The sequence below is a fragment of the Paenibacillus sp. FSL H8-0282 genome (assembly GCF_037963825.1).
In the GTDB taxonomy this organism is placed as follows: domain Bacteria; phylum Bacillota; class Bacilli; order Paenibacillales; family Paenibacillaceae; genus Paenibacillus_AQ; species Paenibacillus_AQ odorifer.
The window spans coordinates 5,758,671-5,773,115 of sequence record NZ_CP150146.1 but is presented as its reverse complement, the minus strand read 5'-3'; the positions used below and the strand labels follow the sequence as shown (position 1 = coordinate 5,773,115).

The 14,445-nt window shown below is 45.2% G+C and carries 15 protein-coding genes and 1 other annotated feature; of the genes, 7 read left to right on the top strand and 8 right to left on the bottom strand.

Going from position 1 to position 14,445, the window contains the following annotated elements:
* The first annotated feature begins 90 nt into the window (after positions 1-90).
* The 3 genes from lipA (at position 91) to NST94_RS25020 (ending at position 2,171) form a co-directional block, all read left to right on the top strand.
* A complete protein-coding gene (gene lipA, locus NST94_RS25030) occupies positions 91-996 on the top strand; it encodes a lipoyl synthase (RefSeq protein ID WP_036685320.1) in 906 nt (301 codons plus the stop codon).
* A 236-nt stretch (positions 997-1,232) separates the two neighbouring features.
* Positions 1,233-1,898, top strand: a complete 666-nt coding sequence (locus tag NST94_RS25025) for a YutD family protein (RefSeq protein ID WP_081387240.1) — start codon at positions 1,233-1,235, stop codon at positions 1,896-1,898.
* A 117-nt stretch (positions 1,899-2,015) separates the two neighbouring features.
* Positions 2,016-2,171, top strand: coding sequence for a hypothetical protein (locus NST94_RS25020; protein ID WP_339281403.1), 156 nt, complete (start codon positions 2,016-2,018; stop codon positions 2,169-2,171).
* Positions 2,172-2,501: 330 nt separating this feature from the next.
* Here the strand turns inward: NST94_RS25020 and NST94_RS25015 are convergent, their stop codons facing one another.
* The 4 genes from NST94_RS25015 to ylbJ form a co-directional block, all read right to left on the bottom strand.
* Positions 2,502-3,941 (bottom strand): S41 family peptidase, encoded by a 1,440-nt coding sequence (locus NST94_RS25015; RefSeq protein WP_339281402.1) that lies wholly within the window; start codon positions 3,939-3,941, stop codon positions 2,502-2,504.
* 81 nt (positions 3,942-4,022) lie between these two features.
* Positions 4,023-5,207 carry a copper amine oxidase N-terminal domain-containing protein gene (locus NST94_RS25010; RefSeq protein ID WP_076193388.1) on the bottom strand — a complete coding sequence of 395 codons (1,185 nt, stop codon included), beginning with the start codon at positions 5,205-5,207 and terminating at the stop codon, positions 4,023-4,025.
* A gap of 146 nt (positions 5,208-5,353) precedes the next feature.
* The gene (locus NST94_RS25005; RefSeq protein WP_076184770.1) at positions 5,354-6,157 is read right to left on the bottom strand and encodes an NAD kinase; all 804 of its coding nucleotides are present in this window, start codon (positions 6,155-6,157) and stop codon (positions 5,354-5,356) included.
* A 74-nt stretch (positions 6,158-6,231) separates the two neighbouring features.
* Positions 6,232-7,494 (bottom strand): sporulation integral membrane protein YlbJ, encoded by a 1,263-nt coding sequence (ylbJ, locus tag NST94_RS25000; protein WP_036685315.1) that lies wholly within the window; start codon positions 7,492-7,494, stop codon positions 6,232-6,234.
* A gap of 412 nt (positions 7,495-7,906) precedes the next feature.
* On the opposite strand from ylbJ, the gene NST94_RS24995 reads away from it, so the two are divergent.
* Together NST94_RS24995 and NST94_RS24990 are read left to right on the top strand one after the other, a co-directional pair.
* Entirely contained in the window at positions 7,907-8,290 is a 384-nt protein-coding gene (locus NST94_RS24995) for a globin (RefSeq protein ID WP_076134176.1), read from the top strand.
* A gap of 36 nt (positions 8,291-8,326) precedes the next feature.
* Complete coding sequence (locus NST94_RS24990) at positions 8,327-9,043, top strand: DUF2225 domain-containing protein (RefSeq protein ID WP_036685310.1); 717 nt, start codon at positions 8,327-8,329, stop codon at positions 9,041-9,043.
* Between the two features lie 78 nt (positions 9,044-9,121).
* Here the strand turns inward: NST94_RS24990 and NST94_RS24985 are convergent, their stop codons facing one another.
* Together NST94_RS24985 and NST94_RS24980 are read right to left on the bottom strand one after the other, a co-directional pair.
* Positions 9,122-9,352 carry a hypothetical protein gene (locus NST94_RS24985; protein WP_036685307.1) on the bottom strand — a complete coding sequence of 77 codons (231 nt, stop codon included), beginning with the start codon at positions 9,350-9,352 and terminating at the stop codon, positions 9,122-9,124.
* On the bottom strand, positions 9,349-9,540 hold the full coding sequence (locus NST94_RS24980; protein ID WP_036685305.1) for a YycC family protein: 192 nt from the start codon (positions 9,538-9,540) through the stop codon (positions 9,349-9,351). Before NST94_RS24980 ends, NST94_RS24985 begins: the two co-directional genes overlap by 4 nt.
* Positions 9,541-9,658: 118 nt before the next feature.
* Here NST94_RS24980 and NST94_RS24975 point away from each other — a divergent pair, with 118 nt between their 5' ends.
* Both NST94_RS24975 and NST94_RS24970 read left to right on the top strand, forming a co-directional pair.
* The gene (locus NST94_RS24975; protein WP_076127997.1) at positions 9,659-11,458 is read left to right on the top strand and encodes a M3 family oligoendopeptidase; all 1,800 of its coding nucleotides are present in this window, start codon (positions 9,659-9,661) and stop codon (positions 11,456-11,458) included.
* Positions 11,459-12,070: 612 nt separating this feature from the next.
* Positions 12,071-12,481, top strand: a complete 411-nt coding sequence (locus tag NST94_RS24970) for a hypothetical protein (protein ID WP_036685297.1) — start codon at positions 12,071-12,073, stop codon at positions 12,479-12,481.
* A gap of 153 nt (positions 12,482-12,634) precedes the next feature.
* On the opposite strand, the gene NST94_RS24965 is transcribed toward NST94_RS24970, so the two are convergent.
* Positions 12,635-12,865, bottom strand: a complete 231-nt coding sequence (locus NST94_RS24965; protein ID WP_036685295.1) for an alpha/beta-type small acid-soluble spore protein — start codon at positions 12,863-12,865, stop codon at positions 12,635-12,637.
* Between the two features lie 200 nt (positions 12,866-13,065).
* Positions 13,066-14,040, bottom strand: coding sequence for an aldose 1-epimerase (locus NST94_RS24960; RefSeq protein ID WP_076127994.1), 975 nt, complete (start codon positions 14,038-14,040; stop codon positions 13,066-13,068).
* Between the two features lie 134 nt (positions 14,041-14,174).
* Positions 14,175-14,414, top strand: a binding site (T-box leader).
* Positions 14,415-14,445: the final 31 nt, after the last annotated feature.

Sequence of the window (14,445 nt, the reverse complement as noted above, 5' to 3'; positions counted from 1 at the left end):
AACAGGCAATTGTAAATCGCACATGTTATAATATGAGGCAGCAACTTTCATCTGCAGCATCACATTCAGGAGGAAGCGGGGTTTATCATTTTGTCTAATAAAACAGCAAAGCAACCTAAACCGGATTGGATTAAGATTAAGCTAACTACCGGTGACAACTATCAGGAAATCAAAAGCATGATGCGTTCCAAAACTTTACATACCGTATGTGAAGAAGCTAGGTGTCCGAATATTTATGAATGCTGGGCAAACCGTACGGCTACCTTCATGATTTTAGGTGATATTTGTACACGCGCATGCCGTTTTTGTGCAGTGAATACAGGGATGCCTACAGAACTGGACCTGCAGGAGCCTGAACGTGTAGCTGAAGCTGCAGAGAAAATGAATCTTCGTCACTGTGTGGTGACTAGTGTGGCCCGCGATGATCTTGCGGATGGTGGCGCTCAGATTTTTGCTGAGACGGTAGCGGCGATTCGTAAACGCCTTCCGTTATGTAGTGTTGAAGTGCTTATTCCAGACTTTTTAGGAGACCGGAATAGTCTTGAGATTGTCATGAACAGTAATCCAGACATTCTTAATCATAATATTGAGACCGTGGAACGGATGTCAGATCGTGTACGGGCTAAAGCGAAGTACCCTCGTTCCTTGGAATTGCTGCGCAGAGCCAAGGAAATGAAACCCAATATTCCAACCAAATCGAGCATCATGCTTGGTGTCGGTGAAGAGTGGAATGAGATTTTACAAGCAATGGATGATTTGCGAGCCGTAAATTGTGATATATTGACTTTAGGACAATATTTGCAACCCACTCCAAAACACTTAAATGTGGAGAAATATTATCCACCGGAGGAATTTGCATTGTTGAAGGAAGAGGGAATGAAGCGTGGCTTCAGCCACGTGGAATCAGGCCCGCTAGTTCGCAGCTCTTATCATGCGCATGAGCAGGTGAAGTCTGCAGCTCAAGCTCGCGAGGAGCGTGCGGTTTCTTCTAGCTAATTATTGCTTTTCTGTGGTTTAATTCACGGAGAATGTTAGTAAGAGGAGGAAGAAGCGACAGCGTTCTGATATCTCTGCTCTTAGGTTACCCATAAAAATCGTTGATTTGCGTCATCGGAGGGGAATATTGGTGCTGTAGGAGCGGTTCTAGAACAGCGACCGAAAGCCCAATATTCCACATAGATGGCGGCATAATCAACGCCACGATACCCAAAGAAAGGCAGGCGACAAAAGGTTTGATCGTAATAGGCGGAAAAGGCTATGAACTTATGTTGGATCATAAGGATGGTTGGAATCCGGAGGCGTTTCGCGGGAGATATAGCGAGGTGCTGGAAAGATACGACTATATTATCGGTGACTGGGGTTACAGTCAGTTGCGTTTGAAAGGTTTTTACCGGGACAACCATCCTAAGGTGAATCGGGATACAGCGATTTCGGGTATGGTTGATTATATTAATGAATACTGCAATTTTGGCTGCGCTTATTTTGTGCTGCATAAATTGAAAGAGGTACCACAGGAAGGCATGTTTAAGGATATTTTAATCAAAGAAATACCAGAGCCGAGTGATGAAGAGGCCTTGGAGCAAGAAGGGGAAGCTAGTGATGAAGCGGCTGCAGATAAAGAGTTCTCTGTTAAAGAAACATCCTCTAAGCAAGGCTCGAATCACTCATTGGCATTTAAAGAGATGACTTCTTCTAAGGACAATATGGCGAAGGATAGACCTGTGAGAGAACATCAGAGCCGAAATCACCGGGGCAAGGATTCACAGGGCAAGAAATCCAAAAAGGATTTCCAAGGCAGACCGCCACAAGGTCAGTCTCAGAAGCCCCAAAACACACCAAAACCTCAAAGCGCTCAAAACAACCAAAACAACCAAAACATAGAAAATTCACAACCTTAATGATGAAAGCTGAACCATAAGTAGAGTCCTTCTACGAATGAGCCAGCTTTTTTTCTTATAAAAAATAGCAGAGCAGCGTTTCTCCCGGTACTTGGAGATCGCTGCTCTGCTGTTGCTGTGCCGCTCGGTGTTGCTGTGCCGCTCGGTGTTGCTGTGCCGCTCGGTGTTGCTGTGCCGCTCGGTGTTGCTGTGCTGCTGTGTGTTGCTCTGCTGCTCTTTGCTGTTAGTCGTTGGCTGCTTGACCCAGCAGTTTCATCATCCCCTAAGGCTTAAGGACCCAGATGCCGTTATTTGCGAATTTTCAGCCTTTTGAGCGGGGTTTCGGACTCCAATGATGCTATTCGTTAGAAAGAGGCGTAATTATGGTGTTTTTCATACCAATAGCGACTATGGGGTCCGATAGCATAACAAATATGGATTAATATTGCGTTTAGGGTCATCCATGTCCGATAGGTGCTACAGATGTTTCGTAGGTGCAAATATTATCAAACTAAACAAAGAACAGAAGTTGTCTCAACGGCCATTTCATGGCCTATGTGACAACTCCTGTTTTTACTCATTGGTGCTTGATTCAGCAGCTTAATGATTAGTGAGATTAAGGATCTATTTTACAGATAATTTCAATTGTTTCTGTGTTGCATTGTAACTCCATACAAGCGCAGGGAACTTCTTCTTAAAGGCATTTAATTCAATGAAGGTCTCGCCGTTCTGAGAAAGCGCCTCTTTGGAGGACAATGTAAAGCCGGTCGCTTTACCTGCCCCGTTCGTTACGATGACTTTTTTGTTCTTGGCATCCCATGTGATGTCGCCTTCGATCAGTGCACCTAATACGAGCGAAGAAGCATAAGTCTTATCTCCTTGCTTTATTAGACCCACATTACCAGCAAAGGCAACCCCGTTGACGTTCAAGATATGATGATCACCGGAAACCTCCATACTTTTCATTCCTGCAATCTGAAGAGCGGTAATCAGCTGTGCAGTTTTGCCTTTAACCTCAATATCCGGTGCAAGGCCGATGTGATTAAAGTCTTCTTTATTTGGAGTTAGGTATTTCTGCGTAGTCAGCTTCAGCATGTCTCCATTAGACATTGGAAGCAGGCTCTGAATACGTGCTTTGCCGAAAGAACGAGTGCCTACGACGGTAGCGAGCTTATTGTCACGTAATGCGCCAGTAAGCGCCTCAGAAGCGCTGGCAGTGTACTCATTCGTTAGAATAACGACGGGTACGCCTATTTTGCTGCCGCTGGTAATCGTTACTGGAGTAAGTGCTCCGGTTTGATCAGAGGTATACATCATAATGCCTTTATCCATAAAATTGGAGGTAATGTTGTATGCCGAATCCATATAGCCGCCTAAGTTGTCACGCAAATCAAGCACCATCGATTTCATACCTGCTGCGCGCATCTTTTTCAGCATGGCGGCGAATTCTTCATCGGAATTCTGTGTGAAACCGCTCAGTGTGATGTAGGCTATCTTCTGTCCAACAATGGTTCCGGTAACGGAAGTTGAGCTGATTTCATTCCGGGTTACACGAAATGATTTAGACACTCCATTCCGGAGCACCTGCAGAGTGACCTTGGTGCCTGCGGCTCCGCTTAACTCGTCACCTTCAGTCTCTTCAACGGGGATTCCGTTAATTTTGACTATCGTATCGCCGCGTTTCAGACCTGCTTGTTCTGCAGGCGAACCGGGTGTTATGTCTTCGATGTAGAGCTCTGTTGCGGTATATTGCAATCTAACACCAATACCAACGTATTCCAGATCAACATCATGTTCAAATTGTGCCGCTTCCTCGGTATTGAAGTATTGGCTATAGGGATCATCCAGGGTGTTCACCATGCCATCAATGGCTCCACGAATCAAGGTATCCTTATCTACACCGGAGAGGTTATAGTTCTCCAGAATATTCATGACTTCATTGATAAGATCACGGTTATCTGTAGATGCCTGAGCGGCATCGGCAGCAGACACCACTGGAGCAAAAGTTAGGGATAGAGCCAGACAGCTGCCTAGAAGTGCACTTATTACTTTATTGGATTTCATGGAATCATACGCCCTTTTTATATAATTTATAAGATAAGAAAGTATACACTGCACGAATTAACTTTCTGTGACGTATGGTTGTTAGGATTTCACAAGTTTATAGTAAACGCTGTAGGTGTTATCAGTAGTCCATACCCCGTTATCCGACTTGGATAAAATGAAGATCGTGCCTTGCTCAAAAGTTTCCTCTTCACTGGCATCCTTCTCTTTGCTTTCTACATAAATAGCTGCTTCTTTGGCGCTAAAATAGTAGATACTCGAAACGCTTGGAGTATAAATGACGTCGTATGAAGTAAAGAAATCTTCCAGATCTTCCTTAAGGGAAGTATCATATTCTTCTCCGTATGAAGTCATGGTGGAAAGAACAGCGGCCGAATTTTGTTCATTCATAGCTTGATAATATTTGGTGATATTACCTTTGATGGCATCCGCATCATTTTGAGGAATGTTAGCTGCTGTTTTTAGAGCTTGTTCACGAGTCAGCAGTATCACGGAGCTTTGGGATTCCACAGATGATATTTTCCAGCTTCCATTCTTGCGGATAAGTGTATACATGTATTCGTCCTCTGTATCTGGCGTATAGGCCCCACCTGTCCGGCGAGAGCTTTCCAGTGTATAGACAGTAGCGTCATTACCTGAAATATCAATGATTTCCAAACTCTCAATAGTATTTTTTATGTCAAAAATCTCAAAGGATGCATTAAGATCCGCCACCGAGTCCGCATTAGAGGATTCTGAATCCATAAGGGAATAGAAGCTAATTGCTTTTTCTTCATTGAAATATTTATTAGACAAACGGATTAATGCTGTAATCGCTGCTTCGTCCTTATCTTTGGATACTGGGGTGGTAATTTGCACGCTTCTGCTGGTTGAATTCCAGACGGCTGTGCCTCCGGTTGCCTCTGCGATAAAACGTAAAGGAATGTATGTAGTGCCAGCTGAGGAGACTGGTGCGGTGGTCAGTTTTTTCACGGTTCCGTTAACGGTTGCGCGGTTGCTGCCAATTTTCAGGCTGATCGCCAGATTTGAACTTTTACCTGTTACTGTTCCAGTCTTGGCATCCCAAAGCACCTGCAGTCCAAGCTTTTCGAAGATGACCCGGAAAGGGACAAGTACAGAATTGTTCGCTAAGTATGGGGTTCCTGCGGTAAAGGAAACCTTACTGCCGTTGATATAAACATCAATCGGTTTTGAAGCAGCAAAAGCCGGGACCGCCAGTATCAGGGCCAGAAGACTTATGCTCAAGAGGGATAATAATTTTTTCAACAGTACTCTCTCCTTTTATGTAACTCTTTGTAAAATAGCCTCATTATACCATTTGATTTCTCTCTATGTCTATCAATTGGTGTTAGTTTTGTCACACCAAAAATAGCCGGAGATATTGAAATCTCCAGCTTTTTGATCCCCTGATCTCAGACTAAGAAAGCTTCACGGACACGGTTCCAGAACGGAAACGGACGATACCTTGCAAAGCTGACTTTTTTGTCTGAAACTTGACAGCGTACTGAAATCAGGTCATCAACAGGAATGTTGTTATGATCTACGGTGAGCAGCAAACGCTGGTCTTTACATGAAAAAATGTCACAATGATGATGCTTCGGCAGTAGTAGCGGAGAGCCCATTGTCCGGAATACACGGTTGTTAATAGACGCGATTTCGGCAATCTGCAGCGCTTCTATTGAAGGGTGAACCATAGCGCCCCCAAGGCTTTTGTTATAAGCGGTGCTGCCAGAGGGAGTTGAAATACAAAGTCCATCGCCCCGGAACATTTCGAAGGTGACATCATTGATGTCGATTTGGATCATTATAGTTCCATCCACCCCTTTAAGGGTAAATTCGTTGAGGGCAATGTGAGACGAAGATCCCGATTTTTTGTGAATCTCCAGCTCTATTAATGGATATTTCACAATGCGCGGTTTCTGCGGCTCAGTATCACCGGTTCCGCACATATAATCGATTAAGGTGGGCAGCTCTTCTGCTTGCCAGTCCGCATAGAAGCCGAGGTGTCCTGTGTGCACACCTACAAAGGCTAAGTTGGGAATCTGATCGATAAAGGTATGAAAAGCGTGCAGCATTGTGCCGTCTCCACCTATCGAGATGACGATTTCCGGAGACTCGGCATCCAGTTGCAAATCCCGCTCCGCCGCCAGCTTGTGAAATTGCTCGGCAAGTTTGATTGACAGCTCATCACCGCGGTCCAGAACATAATATCTCAAGATGTACAAGCTCCTTTATATAATTCCGTCATACACCGATCATAATCAATCTTGCCCCGGAACACAATATGTAATCAACTTCGGCGCATCAATCGGAGCATTGCCATAAAGACAGGAATAAGCAGTGACACTAGAAGAGCAGCGGCCAGTATAAGACTCAGTAGAGCTAGGCTGGCAGTGACACCAGAGGCTGAAGGTGTAAAGGCGGTGGAGGCTGGCAGAGAGACCCAGGCAGAAGACAATCCTGATCCCATCACAGGCTTCCATAGCAGCACCACGAGACCTGCTGCGAGTACGGCATGTATTAGTCTCGCTGTTAAGAACGGCAGATAACGCAGCCCGGTACCGTTCAAAATACTGGCGACTTGGGCATGTACAGATAATCCGCCCCAAGAGAGAATAAAGGCAGCTGCTGCGACCTTGAATTGAAGCGGGATGGAAGAAGCGGCTTCACCAGCAGAACGAGCACCTATGGTGACCTCGAATAATCCGCTGATCAAGGCCTGAGCTAATTCGGGAGGCCCTCCAACAAGGGAGACGAGAGATCCGGCCAGGCTAAATAGTGAGGGCAGGATTCCGGCACGGGCAAGCAGCTCCATTAGCACGTTGAAGAATACAACCAGACCCCCTACGACAATAATAAGCTGTAGCGAGGATTGGATCGCTCCTTTTAACAGCTCCCCGAAGCTACGTCCATCCTTGCGCCGGGCTTCGGACATCGCAAGGAGTGCGGCATGTATTCTGCCGAATCCTTGTTTTGCTGGAGCAGAGGGGACGTCAGAACTACTTTTTGTTGGGTCTTGGGTGGGGGTCTTTTGTTCCTTGCGTCCATGAAATGACATTAGGAGACCAACCATTAAGCCACTTCCGTAGTGGGCTAGTGCCAATATTAGCCCCAAAGAAGCATCGCGAAAGAACCCAACGGATACCGCCCCTAATAGAAAAATAGGATCGGAGGAGGTTGTAAATGCTACAAGGCGTTCACCTTCGATTCTGCTGATCAGCTTCTGCTCCCGCAGCTTAGCGGTTAATTTGGCTCCAACGGGATATCCTGATACATATCCCATGGCCGCGACAAAACCACCGCTGCCTGGTATACCGAAGAGGGGACGCATCAGTGGATCAAGTAAAGCGCCGAAGAGATGGACAATGCCTAAGCCTAGCATGATTTCAGAAATGACGAAGAAGGGAAACAGTGAAGGGAAGAGCACGTCCCACCAGATGGCCAGGCCACGTAAGGCTGCGGCAAGAGATGCTTCAGGATGAAGTAACATAAGCAGCATACAACCTGCCAATATGAATCCCAGCAGCGGGCCGCCAATCTTTTTAAAAGTCATAATTAACGCCTCCTGGTCTATGGTTAGATGTATGCAAAAAGAGGGACAAACAGCACAAAAAAATGGAGAAAGCGGTTACAATTATCTGTGCTTTTTCGCAGGAATTATGATATTATGTAATAAATAAATGCACCCTCTGTTACACGATTAAATGGGATGGAGTGATGGCGATGAGCGTTATAGCCGGAGTTCTCGTTTGTGCTTTTGTATATGTAATCCGGGTCTCTCTCGTCCCTCCTGGTGATGAGGAATTTAGGACCTACTAACCTTACTCTTCAGGCGCTGAACTATAGTTTAGCGCCTTTTTTCTGTAGTTTAGAGAGCACTTTCGACGGATATCCGTGTTATGCTTATCTTTGGTATAATAAAATAAGTAACGTTTCATTAATATGGAAGAAGGCTGGTAACCTCAATGAATCCAAATGAGAGTATATATGACAATCTAGGGGGGGCTGAAGCACTACATCGGTTGGTGGAAGTGTTCTATGCCAAGGTACAGCTTCATCCGCAGCTGGGGCCCTTGTTCCCTGAAGATATTACTCCAGTTCTGGAGAAGCAATATCAATTCCTGACACAGTTTTTTGGCGGGGGTCCACTTTATTCGGAATTACATGGACATCCCATGATGAGAGCAAGGCATATGCATATTCCTATTACTCCAGAACGTGCTGAGGAGTGGCTACAATGTATGAAAGAGGCACTGGTGGAGACTGGAGTCGAAGAACCACTGCGTTCATTCGTGCTTAGCCGCCTTGCAGGTCCTGCACATCATTTTGTTAACATGCCCCAAGAATAATAAGGGACAGGTTGATCCTGAAAGGAATGAGAGTACTTGACAGAGTTAATACCCCTATATTCTATTAAGGTCAAGTGTTGCAACTGTGAAAATGAATTTTCAACCTCGCGGGTACGCCCTAGTCTAAAAAAGGCTATTCGGCGTGATGCTGATTTCTGCGCGTATTATAAAAATGAGAATCCGGATTATTATGTTGTACGGGTCTGCCCCAATTGCGGGTTTGCCTCCACAGAAAATTCGGCTGACAAGCTGACGGAACGCCAGCGCAAGGCATTTAATGAACAGGTAGGGAAACGCTGGAAGAGCCGGGACTTTGGAGAGAAACGAGACTGGGAAACTGCGCTCGAGACCTATAAGCTGGCGCTTTTATGTGCTCAAAGTATTAACGATAAAGATCGGATTATCGCAAGTCTGCTGCATCATATTGCTTGGCTCTATCGCTATCAAGGGGAGACTGAGCAGGAGAAGCGTTTTTTACGCTATTCTTTGGACGAGTATGTTAAGGTCTATGAAATAGATGGCATTGCCGGCAATGATGCCCGGCTCATGTACCTGATCGGCGAACTTAATCGGCGGATCGGAGAATACTCAGTGGCTGTAATGTGGTTCTCCCGTCTGATCAATGATCAGAAGATCATGGATGCGGCGATGATTCGAGCGGCACGTGAGCAGTGGGTTATTTTACGGGAGCAAATGCGTGCTGAGGCTCTAGATGTTGAAGTAGATATCGAAGGCTTGTCTTCAAGTTCATAATGTTTGCGAACAACAAAAAGCGCAGAAGAGAATTAAATTCTCCTCTGCGCTTTGTAGAAAGAAAATGTTAGGATTTGCTTATCTGACAGCTCGATCGAACAAAAGGTAATCGCCGTCATTATCTATAACTGTAGGACTGGCGCTGCAGCAGGGGAAGACGAGCAGTTTTTTCTTGCCGTCACGAACGATTTGTAATTCTTTAGGCTTCATAGGCAGAAGCACATTCTCTGAGTTGCAGAATGGACAGTATTGCACATACATATCGCCTAGAATGATGTCATAAGGCCAGGTATGACTAAATGGAATCATTGTGAGTCCTTCCCAGAAGGAGTCTCTTCATTTTCGCCCTCAGTTTGTGGGGGATTTTCTTTTTTGGATAGCTCCGCTATTTTTTGTAGTAAAATATGTTGGGGCATATGCATCAAGTGTTCCAAAGGAACGCCTAGTTGCTTGGATAACGTAATGGCTGTTTCCGGTGAAATTTGTAGTGGCTTCATATGGATGCCCTCCTAAAGTTTATCGGCTATAAATGTTCAGATATCGTTATTCACTTTACCATGGTGTTAAGACAATTACAAAGAAAGTCAAATGAAAGCAAAGGAATGGTGAGTACACATGAAACAACCGTTATCACTGACTTGGGAACTCGATACTATTTTTCCGGGGGGTTCTTCGTCTGCAGAGTTAGAAGGGTTCTTGAGCAAGCTTGAAAAAGATATTTTATCCTTGCAAGGCTTTGTGAAGGATGCTGTGACACCAACGGATGTTGCGTCTACAAAAGCATTGGATGAGGTTATAGCATTGCTTCAGAGCTGTTCAGGAAGACTTGTGGAGGTCACTTCCTTCGCAGACTGTCTAGGCGCTCAGAATCAGATGGACAAGGGTGCGGTAAGACTGGCGGCTAAAGTGACAAGCATGCGCGCCGGATTCGAAGGGATCAGCTCGCAATTTAGCAATGTCCTTCGTCAGACTACGGACAAGGTATGGGCTGAGTGGATGGCTCGTCCAGAGATTGCTCCTTTAACGTTCGTACTGAGCGAGAGCCGTGATTTGGCCCGTGAGAAGATGAGCCCTGAGCTGGAAAGCTTAGCGTTGGAATTAGCTGTTGACGGATATCATGGATGGAGCGGGCACTATGATACGATTGTTAGCTCGATCAAGATCCCATTTGAGGATGAAGAAGGAACAAAGCTGCTATCTGCTGGTCAAGCTTTTAATAAGCTGGATGATCCAGATCCAAAAGTGCGTCAAGCGATGTTCCATAAATGGGAAGAGGCTTGGACTGAAGCGGCAGATAATTGCGCGGATACCTTAAATCACTTAGCAGGCTTCCGCCTGAAGCTCTATAAGGGAAGAGGCTGGGACGATGTTCTGAAAGATCCGCTCAGCATCAATCGTATGACACAGGACACCTTAAATACGATGTGGGACGTGATTACGAATAGCAAACCTGTACTTGTGTCCTACCTTCAGCGTAAAGCCAAGCTGCTGGGGCTGGATTCTCTCTCATGGGTCGATGTCGAAGCTCCTGTAGGCAAATCTTCCGGCAAGATCCCTTATGATCAAGCTGCGAAGGATATCGTCACACAGTTCCGTAAATTTAGTCCTAAGATGGCTGAGTTTGCAGAGCGTGCCTTTGATAATAACTGGATCGAGGTTGAGGATCGTAATGGCAAACGTCCTGGTGGATTCTGTACTTCCTTCCCTGAGAGTAAAGAATCACGGATATTCATGACTTACAGCGGCACACCTTCCAATGTTTCAACATTGGCCCATGAGCTGGGACATGCTTATCATTCTTACCTGCTTGATGATCAACCTGTATTTAATCAGAATTATGCAATGAACGTTGCAGAGACCGCTTCAACCTTCGCAGAAGTAATTGTATCTGATGCTCAGGTTAAAGCTGCGGGCAATGCAGAGGAGAAGCTGGCACTGCTTGAAACGAAGATACAGAACAGTGTGGCATTCTTTATGAACATTCACGCTCGATTCTTGTTCGAGACTCGCTTTTATGAGAAACGTAAGGAAGGTCTTGTAAATGCTGAGGAACTGTCCGCTCTGATGGTGGAAGCACAGAAAGAAGCTTTCTGTGGTGTGCTTTCTGAATACCATCCTCACTTCTGGGCGTCGAAGCTGCATTTCTATATCACAGATGTACCTTTCTATAATTTCCCGTACACCGTTGGTTATATGTTCAGTACAGGCTTATATCGTCTGGCATTACAAGAGGGAGCTTCCTTTGCAGACAAATACGATAGCTTGTTGCAGGATACCGGCGTGATGACATTGGAGGATTTGGTGCTCAAACATTTGGGTGTGGATCTGACAAAACCGGATTTCTGGCAAGGAGCTACAGATCTGATCGTGGCTGATATTAACGAGTTCTTGGAGATGACAGAGCATTTAGCGTGAAATGTCTAAAATAAGACAAATTTCAGGACACAAAAAATAACGGAATTTCAGTGTGAACACGCAAAGACCCCGGTTAAGGGGTCTTTTTTTAATGCTTAAATGTCGAAAACCCCCGGTTTATAAAAATTAATATACGAATGATCCATGAATTTTGCGCATTACTAGGGATAATAACCCAATTTTGTAGAATAATGTTGTTTGACGTATTTAAGGGGTCTATAATGAGCCTTGAGCCTTATAAAAGGCTTGCATGGAAGACAAATGAGCTCAGCTCAAAAAGCTTAAGTAAGCGCTTACTAAGCCGATTTGTACGAAGTAAACTCGAAGTAGCTAAGCTCACAAAACGATATAAATCGAACCAGAAACTTGGGAAAAGAGGAAGGAGTGGCGGAGGGGAATTTTGGAACTGTAAGAGCGAGAGCGACTGCCTTTGTCTCCGAATTTCACCCGCTATACGCGTAAGAATTCAAGAAATTTGGAGAGAACAGCGGCTGGAAGTCCAAACATTCCCCGCAGTGGCGACGGGCCCTTAGCCCAAATATTTAGGGTTCGATTTATAAGACGAAGTAAACTCGAAGTAGCTAAGCTCACAAAACTTTTAGGAGGAAAGATATGCTTAAGACAGAACAGCTATCATTAGCAAGACAGATGGATTTGGTGTTTAGGGAACTGCAAGAGGAATTGTCAGGACTATCTTCCGGTACGGTATTTGTGCAAATACGAAATAATACCATTGGCAAATTCGGCATACGTCATCATCCTTTAGCCGGTCGGGGGGGTGGATTCACAGAAGTGAAGGAAGGAATAACGGAGAGCCAGCAGTCTTCTTTTCGTCTAATGGCACTGGAGAGTCTGAAATACAAACGCCGTTGGACTCATGGTGAGATCAGCTATGAATTCGCTATAAGACAAGGCAAGCTAATCGTAGATGCTACGCTGGAGTCTAATTATAATATGGCGAATCTGATGATTCGATCTCCCCGTAATGCTTACGCCGAGAGTGCTGATCAATTTTTAAGTTAAACGTTTTACATAAAAATTGTTTGCAGCTGGGACTATAGGCTATAAATTAGAAAAACCCCCCACAGCTTCTGGAAGAAGTGTGAGAGGTTTGAAAGCTAGTCGGCAATAGGCTTTTTAAGACCTCTGCCGGATAAAACACTTAAGATAACGATGTTACTGACGACCGGACAGTTGTTGTTCTGCCAGTTGTACTAGACGTTTAGTGATGTAACCTCCCAAAGAACCAGTTTCGCGGGAAGTGTAGTTCCCGTAATAACCGTCAGCTGGGATCGTTACTCCAAGCTCTTGTGCTGCTTCATATTTCAATTGTTGCAACGCTGCATTTGCTTGAGGAACTACAAGGTTATTGGAACGGCTGCTACGACCTTGACCTGCTTGACCCATGTGTGTCACCTCCTTCGCCCGTTGTGAAGATAGTATGAGCGCTAAGAGGCTAATTCATGCATGCTATCGAAAGGTTTTAAGGATGGTAATTATTAGTCGATTAAAAGTAAGGGTAGAAAGCCCAAATAACTAAGCTCGCACAAAAAATCGGCCTTCTCTTACGTAAACGCAAGGGAAGACCGATATAATGTATATCTGCTTTAATTATCGGGATAGATCATTTCCAGCATAGTGGACAGCTCAAGACTTTGACCTGGTTCTACCTTCAGCAAGCCCGTGAAGGAAGGGTCATCGGAAACGTTAGGAGCATCCGGGAGCCAGGTGTAAGGTTCGATGCACAGAAATTGATCGGCCGGACCTTTGGTATACAGGACCCAGTGGCGGAAATGATTCTCGTCAGCTGTATAACGAAGACCATAACCATCATCGCGTAATAGCAAGGCTTCTACGGGCTGCTTGTCACCAATACGTAGAGCAGTATCAAAATTAGTTCCCTGGAGGTTGATTCCAGAGTTTAGTGAATCTAGATCACCAAGTGGAATTAGATTGCCGCTAGGGAGCAATTCATCGTTTAGTTCATAAATGCTGTTTACGGGCAGCTTGAGATTCCAGCGTTCAGGTTCTCCATCGATCATAAACCAGGTGTGATAGCCGATCCCAAAGGGAATACGGTGATCGCCGAGATTTGTAACCTTTAAAGTCTGGCTGAGCCGGGCATCCTGAAGCCTGAATGTCATTTCGAATTTGAGTGGAATGGGAAATTGCTCCATCCAGTGCGGATCATCTTCAGTAAGGAATTCAGTAGTGACTGCACAACCGTCCTCGTCTTCTTCAATATCGCTGACACACCAGGATTGAGTCCGGTGTAGGCCATGGATATGATTGTCACCAGCGGTATTCTGGTCAAATTGATAACTTGTACCCTCGAATTGAAATTTTCCTTTACGAATTCTTCCGGGTGGAATTAAGAGCGGGATGCCAAAATGGTAAGGTTTTTGCATAAAGAAAGCTTGATCGCTTTCATCAGGCCGCCGCAGAATTTCCCGTTGTTCTTTTACATCAAACAATGAAATCACGTTGTTTCCTAGTCGCGGCAAAAGCGTGACTTCCAGTTCGCGGCTGTGCAAAATATAAGTATCATAACCGCCCCACTGCCCTTTGGTCACCTGTTTCATGAGATATGCTCCTTTATCGTAACTGTAATCGAATAGAACATGGATAACCTTATCATAACAGATTTATGCGGAAGTGGTTAAGTGATTTGACAACTTCTCTTTATGGTTCTATGATGAAGGCATTAAATTATGATGAGAATGTGATGACGGGGACAAGTAGACAGGAAATGCACCTTCAGAAAGCCGGTGGTTGATGCGAACCGGTAGGACACTCCTGATGAATGGACCCCTGAGCGCCGCGCTTGAACGGGAGCAAGATGCCCTAGTAGACCGGCCGGATCTTCCCCGTTAAAGGAAGACTAAGGCTGTTTCCCTTCGACTATACAAAGGTTAAGCAGCGAATAAGGGTGGCACCACGGTCTCACGTCCCTTGCGGATGAGGCCTTTTTTTGCGTTCTCGGAAAT

Excerpts from the sequence above, each read along its gene's own strand:
- NST94_RS25015 (WP_339281402.1), bottom strand. The coding sequence starts at position 3,941 with ATGAAATCCAATAAAGTAATAAGTGCACTTCTAGGCAGCTGTCTGGCT.
- ylbJ (WP_036685315.1), bottom strand. The coding sequence starts at position 7,494 with ATGACTTTTAAAAAGATTGGCGGCCCGCTGCTGGGATTCATATTGGCA.
- NST94_RS24995 (WP_076134176.1), top strand. The coding sequence starts at position 7,907 with ATGAATCCAAATGAGAGTATATATGACAATCTAGGGGGGGCTGAAGCA.
- NST94_RS24985 (WP_036685307.1), bottom strand. The coding sequence starts at position 9,352 with ATGATTCCATTTAGTCATACCTGGCCTTATGACATCATTCTAGGCGAT.
- NST94_RS24980 (WP_036685305.1), bottom strand. The coding sequence starts at position 9,540 with ATGAAGCCACTACAAATTTCACCGGAAACAGCCATTACGTTATCCAAG.
- NST94_RS24975 (WP_076127997.1), top strand. The coding sequence starts at position 9,659 with ATGAAACAACCGTTATCACTGACTTGGGAACTCGATACTATTTTTCCG.
- NST94_RS24970 (WP_036685297.1), top strand. The coding sequence starts at position 12,071 with ATGCTTAAGACAGAACAGCTATCATTAGCAAGACAGATGGATTTGGTG.
- NST94_RS24965 (WP_036685295.1), bottom strand. The coding sequence starts at position 12,865 with ATGGGTCAAGCAGGTCAAGGTCGTAGCAGCCGTTCCAATAACCTTGTA.
- NST94_RS24960 (WP_076127994.1), bottom strand. The coding sequence starts at position 14,040 with ATGAAACAGGTGACCAAAGGGCAGTGGGGCGGTTATGATACTTATATT.